Origin of the sequence: Tessaracoccus caeni, from assembly GCF_029211185.1 — a bacterium.
Classification (GTDB): Bacteria; Actinomycetota; Actinomycetes; order Propionibacteriales; family Propionibacteriaceae; genus Arachnia; species Arachnia caeni.
Genome location: NZ_JARGDO010000039.1, coordinates 1 through 6,336, shown reverse-complemented (window position 1 = coordinate 6,336; position 6,336 = coordinate 1). Strand labels below are relative to the sequence as shown.

Here is a 6,336-nt window from a genome sequence, read left to right as displayed (position 1 = left end):
TCTTCATTCCAGGCAGCCTGTTCTTGAGGTGTTGAATTGTCGTAAATCCAATTATCTCAAGAAACGGGCTGCCGCCTTATCTTGACACGCTGTTTAGTTGTGGTTAACTACGCCCTGAATAAGCCTCAGTGAGTGTGGACACAGTCGACTACTTCTTTGTGAGCCAGCCACGACACAAGGGCAAGTTCGCTCTTGCACTGGCCCGCGTGCTCGACGAAAACCGGGGCATTGTTGCGGTCCCGGCGCATATTGGTGAGATGTTTGCCTGGCTATACGACGGTACGGAGCCAGACTCCGCGTCCGCGGACGACATCACCTGAGCGTGCAATGGTGGAGCTAACTAACGCCCAGGCGCTCGCTGCGGCGGCGCTAGATCGCCTCATCAATGTCGTGTCGGCGCCGGGCAGTGGGAAGACTACGATCGCGGCGGAGCGATACGGCTACCTTCGCTACTCGCGTGGCGACGTTCGTGGAGTGCTCGGAGTGGCCTTCAATCGCGCAGCGGCGGTGGAACTGCGACGTCGGATTCACGCCCGCTGGGGTGGAAACTGCATCAGTCCGCCGCATCGAGTTATCACTTTTGATCATCTTCACGTTGACCTGCTAACGCGACTGCTAGGCCTCGGCAAAATTATGTGGCCAAATGGCGCAGTGACTCTTGATGTCCGAGATGACTACCGTGGATTCAAGGGTTTCCGATTCCTAGAGGTCGGTAGATACGCGCGGTTTGCAAGCCTCGATACGAACCGTTTTGTAGTGTCAAACAGCCGTAAAGTGGCGAAGCCTGGTACAGGGATCGGTGGCGTTGCCGACCATCGCGCGATCCTCGGGTCTGGTGTAGTCAGCCATGAGGACGTTCGCACCATCCTTAGGGCAGTCATGCAGCTCGAAGAACTCAGGCAGTTTGCGGCCGACTGGCTATCAGAGAACTACCGAGCCTTGGTAATAGATGAGGTGTATGACGCAGATGATCTTGACCTGCACATCGCCTACCTAGCGGCGGAGGCGGGACTCTCGGTGACCCTGATCGGCGATCCCCGGCAAGTGCTTTACGGGTGGCGAGGGGCGAGACCGGAGGTCGTCGAGCAACTAATGAACGTTACCTCCGAACAGTTCAAGGCGTACGAGCAGCTGGAGTCATTTCGATTCGGTAGTGACCAGATGTCCCGGCTGGCGACAGACCTCCGATCCGGCGTAGGAGTAACCCTTCCCGAGGTCGTCAGCACTGAAGTTGACGTGGCCCTCGCCCGAAATTGGGCACTGTTATGGACCGTCGGAGACAACGTGCTCCCTCTGTCGTTCCGCACCGTGAATAACGCGACAGACGCGGCGCTTAACCTGCTTCTTGATGTTGTGACGCGTTCACGACTGGGCATGGACTCTCACGGTCGGGAAGCGGCGATCGCGAAGCTCGGTCTGGATCGGGAGGCGTTCCAAGCAAGGCAGGAACAGGCTTTTCGGCCTCTTATCGAGAGGTTACGAGACGGTGATAGCCCTTGCGATATCCTAGGTGATCTACGGGAGGCGATAGGATCCTTCGGAGCCCGCAGACCGAACAGACTATCCGACAAGAACGAGGCCCTGGCGCGGCAGCAACTCACACAGCTTTCGTGCCGGCTCAACCAGGTTTCCCTGATCCCGGGCCTTACTGTCTTCCAAGCGAAGGGGCGGGAGTGGGAACGCGTGGGAGTCGTACTGTCCCCGACACAGACCACAGCACTCGCATCGGGACTGCGCCCTCTCCAAGAAGAACATTGCGTCATCTACGTAGCGATCACCCGTGCGAAACACTTCTGTGGACGGCTCTTGGACCTTTCCGACAAGAAGATAGATGAAGGGCTTCCGTTTGATCTGTAAGAGGGTCTTACCTCTAGCCGGAGACGTTGCTAGGCCGAGCTGTGTTAACCACGAACCCCTGAATAGAGAAACCGATTCAGCTACTCGCTGAAGATCGTTCCTGGAGCATATGGTCGTCGATGGCTCTCGATCTCCAGCAACGTCCCACTCCGACCTGAGTTTCACAACGTGGTGATGGTTTCCGGGTTTTGTTTGGTGTTCGTCCTTGTCAGCGGGTTTTCGGCTGCGGGGTGGGGGCACTAACCACATCGGTAGGATGGTGGTTGTGAGCCCGTTCCTGCGGAAAGTGAAGACAGCGTCGGGGGCGACGGCTGTGCAGATCGTGGAGAAGAAACACGGCAAACGCACCATCCTGGAGCACCTCGGCTCGGCTCATACCGAGGCTGAGTTGGTGGCGTTGGTGGAGATCGGGACCCAGAAGCTCCATCCCGGCCAAGACCGACTCGATCTCGGCCTCGACGAGCAAGGCGCACCATCGGCGGCGTCGGCGGTGGTGCAAGGCTCTGCGTCCCGGTTGCTGGTCGATGTGGTGCGCGCCTCGTGGGAACGTCTCGGGTTCGGGATCGTGGATGATGAGGCGTTCTTCCAGCTGGTGCTGGCCAGGTTGGTGGAACCGACCTCGAAACTCGACAGTCTCCGCGTGATCAGCGACCTCGGGCTACCGGTAGGGCATCACAACACCTACTACAACGCTCTGCGGCGTTGCGCTGACAAGGCATATCGCGACCTCATCACGAAGGCCTGCTTCGATCATGTCTGGGACGGTGCTGGCGGTGACATCTCCCTGCTTTTGTATGACGTGACGGTGCGCCATGAGGCGCTTGTTGTTCGGGTGGGGGTGAGAGACCTGCATCGTGGGCTCCTGTCGTAGCGGGGGCTTTGGAAGCTGGGGGCAGCCCGACTCGGGGAGACGACCGGGTTGGGTGGGAGCAGCCCTGACAAAGCCGTGACGGGCCAGCACTGTCGGATGGTGTGGGCGCGGCGAGCGTTGTTGAAGAGGTATACGCGAGGAACCGGTGTGAGTACCTGTCTTGACGTACTACCGTCCTGAAACCCGACGGATATGGGACGGGCGCGGTGAGCCATCCGCTGATTTGTCGGTGGGTGGGCTGCTGCGGGGTGGTGTAACGATCCCGTGGTGGGGCTGGCAGTGAAATGACTACGGCAGTAGCTGTTGGTGGGGCCGCAGGCAGATAGCCGGGGGCCTACTTCGATGAGCGAACAGCAAGTGAACATGGGAAGGTCCTGCCGCCTACCTCTGGGTGCTGCGCGAGCGGTGCAGGGGGTTGAACACGTCGTCGGTTGACCGGTGGTAGGGCTGGCGGAGCCGCTGTAGTACTCCGAGACCGGGAGAGCCGGTCACATGGGGAAGGGCGGCAGCGAGGATGGATAGGAGGTGCTGCGATGACGCAAGACGCATTGGTGAACTCCGATGCCCTGACGTTGATGGAAATCATCGGCGCTCGGGTAGCGCGGACGCAGGTCAAATATCACCGGTGGGCAAGGGCCGACCGCGAGACGCGGTTTGGTGACTTGTTCAATCTGGTGTCGCATCCGGACTACCTGTGGGTGGCCTGGGACCATGTGACACGCAACAAAGGAGCTCGTACTGCGGGAGTTGATGGCCTCACGGTGCGTCAACTTCGTCAGCGGGACGAGGTCGGGGCGTTCCTGACATGGATCGCCGCGAGTCTGAGGGATGGCACGTATCGGCCCTCGCCGGTCAGGCGGGTACTGATCCCGAAACCTGGAGGTAAATCGCGTCCGTTGGGGATCCCAACGGTCGCGGACAGGGTCGTGCAGCAATCGTTGAAGATGGTTCTGGAACCGATTTTTGAGGCCGACTTCCTGCCGGTCTCCTACGGGTTCAGACCGAAGCGGCGTACTCATGACGCGGTCGCTGAGATCCATTATTACGCCAGTCGTGGGTATCGCTGGGTCGTGGACGCAGACATCGAGGGATGTTTCGACCATATTGACCATTCCGCGTTACTCACGCTGGTGCGTAGACGGATCAAGGACAAGCAGACCGTTGCGCTGGTGCGGGCGTTCCTCAAGGCCGGGGTTCTTGATGAACTCGGACGTGAGGCCGCTACCAGCGAAGGAACACCCCAAGGCGGCATCATCTCGCCGTTGCTGGCCAATATCGCGTTGTCCGTGCTGGACGAGGCGATCATGGCCCCCTGGGCCGATGGCGGTGAACAGTCCACCCAGGCTGCTCGCGCTAAACGTCGCTACCACGGGAAAGCGAATTGGCGGATCGTTCGCTACGCGGACGATTTCGTCATCCTCACCAACGGTGACCGGGATGATGCTGTCTGGTTGAAAGAACACGCAGCCGGGGTGCTCGCGAGGGTCGGGCTCCGCTTGTCGGAGTCGAAGACCACCGTTGCGCACCTCAGCGAGGGAATCGACTTCCTCGGCTTCCGCATCCAGTGGAGGCAACGCCGGGGAAGCGGGAAGTGGTTCTGCATGGTCTTCATCGCCGATAAGGCGTTCAGGAAGATCAAGCAGACCATCCGTGCGTTGATCCCTCGCCGGTCTCCCAGACCGTTGGCGGACGTGATCAGTGAGGTCAACGCGGTGCTACGCGGCTGGACGTATTACTTCCGCCACGCGATCGCCGGGCGACGGTTCGCCTTCCTCAGGTACTTCACCTGGCGAAGGTTCGTCGCCTGGCAACGCACCCTGCACCGCTGGGGCTGGAACGGAGTCAAACGATGGCTACGGCAACCAGACGGGAGCTGGAACACCATCACCGCTCCAGGAATCGTGCTCTTCGATCCCACCAAGGTCCGGATCGGACGCTACTGGTATCGCGGAACACGTATCCCGAACCCCTACGACCCGTCGATCACTGCGTGACCGGCACCACCCTCGTGGAGAGCCCGTTGCGTTGAGAGGCGCACGGCGGGTTCGGCGGGCGGCTCGGGGAAACGGACCAGCGGCAACGCTGACACCGCGCCCCGAGCCGACCCAACACCCTGTACTTCGAAGCCGAGAAAGAAGACGACCTGCGTAAAAGTGGCTACTCCAAAGAGCGCCGGGTCGACCCCCAAATCGTAGTCGGGCTCCTGGTTGACCGCACAGGGTTCCCGTTGGAGATCGCCTGCTTCGACGGCGCGAAAGCTGAGACGTTGACGATCCTGCCCGTGGTCAAAGCCTTCCAAGACCGCCATGGCATCGCAGACATGGTGATCGTGGCGGATGCGGGGATGCTGTCGGCGAAGAACCTGCAAGACATTGATGATGAACAACTGCGGTTCATCGTCGGATCGAGGGTGACCAAGGCGCCGCATGATCTGGTCAAGCACTTCCACTGGCACGGCAACAGCTTCACCGATGGGCAGATCATCGACACCATCACGCTGAAACGTTGGAAGACCGACCCCGAGACGCTGAAGGCACGCTCGGAGCCCACCTGGCATCCTGAGGAACACTCGAACGCATGGCGAGCGATATGGCAGTTCTCGGCGAAGCGTGCTGCCAGGGATCGATACACGTTGAACCAGCAACACAACAAAGCAATCGGGATCATCGAGGACGGGAAACAGGCCCGTAAAACCAGGTTCGTGAAAACCCTCGGCACCACCCTCGCCTTCGACGAAGCCACCTACCGCAGGGCCGAGTACCTGGTCGGGCTGAAAGGCTACGTCACCAACATCACCGCCACGGTGATGCCAGCAGGCGAGGTCATCAGTAGCTATCACGACCTGTGGCATGTGGAGCAGTCGTTCAGGATGTCGAAACACGACCTCGCGGCCAGACCGATCTACCACCGCTCCCGAGAGGCGATCGAGGCCCACCTCACCATCGTGTTCGCCGCGTTGGCGATCGCCCGCGACCTACAGGCCCGTACCGGCTGGAGTATCAAGAAACTCGTCCAGACCCTCCGGCCCTTGCGCCACGTCACCATCACCATCGGCAGCCAGACCCTCGAAGCAGCGCCCACAATCCCACCCGAGACCCAAGAAACCCTACGGCTCGCGGGGCACTAACGTTGTGAAACTCAGGAGAAACCGATTCAGCTACTCGCTGAAGATCGTTCCTGGAGCATATGGTCGTCGATGGCTCTCGATCTCCAGCAACGTCCCACTCCGAGGAAACACATTGTAGGCCTTGAAGAGAATGCGTCCCGTTTCTTCCTCGACTTCAGTGCGCCATTCATCCCTCGGGTCCAGGAGGATGGACTTGCCCTTGTTTCCGTTTGCATATGTGACGTACACGATTTTGGCCATGATTTCCTTTCGATTTGACTTGAGTCATTTTGACTCTTCTCAAGTATCGACGCATTCTTGTCACGCAAGGTGACTGAAAGGCACGCCCCGAGCACGACGCCGCCTCCAGTTTCGTGGCTCTTCATACCTGCGGTGGGTCGAGGGTGAGTCCTCCGCCGATGAGGAGCATGCGTAGTCGGTAGTTCTCGCGGTTGCGGAAGCCGCGGGCGATGCGGCGGTGGAGCTCGATCAAGCCGTTGAT

General features: G+C 59.9%; 3 protein-coding genes and 2 pseudogenes. All 5 read left to right on the top strand.

Features of this window, described 5'->3' with window-relative positions:
- Positions 1–134 precede the first annotated feature (134 nt).
- Entirely contained in the window at positions 135–320 is a 186-nt protein-coding gene (locus P0D62_RS18760) for a hypothetical protein (RefSeq protein ID WP_275704055.1), read from the top strand.
- Positions 321–327: 7 nt separating this feature from the next.
- Positions 328–1,857 carry a UvrD-helicase domain-containing protein gene (locus P0D62_RS18755; RefSeq protein ID WP_275704054.1) on the top strand — a complete coding sequence of 510 codons (1,530 nt, stop codon included), beginning with the start codon at positions 328–330 and terminating at the stop codon, positions 1,855–1,857.
- A 265-nt stretch (positions 1,858–2,122) separates the two neighbouring features.
- Positions 2,123–2,662: pseudogene (locus P0D62_RS18750) on the top strand (IS1634 family transposase); the annotation flags it as partial.
- Between the two features lie 599 nt (positions 2,663–3,261).
- Complete coding sequence (ltrA, locus tag P0D62_RS18745; protein WP_275704052.1) at positions 3,262–4,722, top strand: group II intron reverse transcriptase/maturase; 1,461 nt, start codon at positions 3,262–3,264, stop codon at positions 4,720–4,722.
- Positions 4,723–4,838: 116 nt separating this feature from the next.
- Positions 4,839–5,855, top strand: a pseudogene (locus P0D62_RS18740) (IS1634 family transposase); the annotation flags it as partial.
- Positions 5,856–6,336: the final 481 nt, after the last annotated feature.

Bases quoted from the DNA above. Each gene is read 5' to 3' on its own strand.
- P0D62_RS18755 (WP_275704054.1), top strand. From the start codon at position 328: ATGGTGGAGCTAACTAACGCCCAGGCGCTCGCTGCGGCGGCGCTAGAT.
- ltrA (WP_275704052.1), top strand. From the start codon at position 3,262: ATGACGCAAGACGCATTGGTGAACTCCGATGCCCTGACGTTGATGGAA.